The 1,196-nt window shown below is 72.0% G+C and carries 2 protein-coding genes; both read left to right on the forward strand.

Features of this window, described 5'->3' with window-relative positions; all coding sequences use genetic code 11:
- The coding region (locus tag GKQ77_RS32895) for a zinc finger domain-containing protein (protein ID WP_308117860.1) at window positions 1-135 on the forward strand (135 nt) is incomplete at its 5' end.
- A gap of 115 nt (window positions 136-250) precedes the next feature.
- A complete protein-coding gene (locus GKQ77_RS32900) occupies window positions 251-1,045 on the forward strand; it encodes an SDR family NAD(P)-dependent oxidoreductase (RefSeq protein ID WP_219692802.1) in 795 nt (264 codons plus the stop codon).
- The last annotated feature ends 151 nt before the right edge of the window (window positions 1,046-1,196 follow it).

Here is a 1,196-nt window from a genome sequence, read left to right on the forward strand (position 1 = left end):
CTCTACGTCTACGGCCGCGCGTCCCGCCCCTGCCTGCGCTGCGGCACCTCCATCCGCGTCGCGGAACAGGGCGACGGCTCCCGAAGCCGGCCCACCTACTGGTGCCCCACCTGCCAGAAAGGCCCGACCAGTTGACGCACCGCCCGACCGGTTGACGCACCGCCCAGCCAGTTGACGCACTGCCCAGCCGCTTGAAGCGCCGCTCCCCGCCAGTTGACGCACCGTCAGGTTCGGTCGTACCGTCCCCGTCATGGCCGTCAAGGCGTACGACCTCATCGGACGCACCGCGTTCGTCACCGGCGCCGCCAGCGGAATCGGCCGTGCGACGGCCCTGCTCCTGGCCGAGGCGGGTGCCACCGTCCACTGCGCCGACCGCGACGCCCAGGGGCTTCACGAGACCGTGTCACTGATCAAGGCGGCCGGCGGCGACGCGCACACCCACCGGCTGGACGTCGCCAACAGAGAACAGGTCGACCAGGCCGTCGCCCGGACCACCACACCCCCCGGCAGGCTCGACATCATGGCGGCGATCGCCGGAATCATGCACAGCAGTCCGGTTCTGGAGACCCGCGACGAAGACCTCGACCGCGTCCTGGACATCAACTTCAAGGGCGTCCTGTACGCCTGCCGGGCGGCGGCCCGCGCCATGATCGAGGCGGGCGGCGGCGGCAGCATCGTCACCATGGCCTCGGGAGCGGTGGACACCGGCGCCCCCGGGCTCCTCTGCTATGGCGCGGCGAAGGCCGCCGTCGTGCAGCTCACCAAGACCCTCGCCACGGAAGTCGGACCGCACGGCATCCGGGTCAACGCCGTGGCCCCTGGCTGGATCCGCACCCCCATGACGGACCACCACGAAACAACGGAAGGCCACGGAGCAAGGCCCCGCGGCCACACCGAGGAAATCATGGCCCGCATGTCCCCCCTGGGCCGCGTAGGCGAACCGGACGACATCGCGCACGCCGTACTGCACCTGGCATCCGACGCCTCGTCCTTCACGACGGGCCAGATCCTCCGCCCGAACGGCGGCGTCGCCATGCCTTGGTGATCCCTGCCTTGGTGATCCCCGCCTTGGGGACCCGCGCCCGCGACACCCCGGCACCCCGCGCCCTCAGCGCCCCCACGGCCCGGGACTGCGGCACGCAGTGCACGGGAAGCAGGCTCAGCCCCCACCCCCCGGCCGCGACGGCCCCTTCCAG

It is taken from the genome of Streptomyces anatolicus, assembly GCF_019400875.1.
Lineage (GTDB): Bacteria > Actinomycetota > Actinomycetes > Streptomycetales > Streptomycetaceae > Streptomyces > Streptomyces anatolicus.

Coding starts and splice junctions, on each gene's coding strand:
- GKQ77_RS32900 (WP_219692802.1), top strand. CDS start 251: ATGGCCGTCAAGGCGTACGACCTCATCGGACGCACCGCGTTCGTCACC.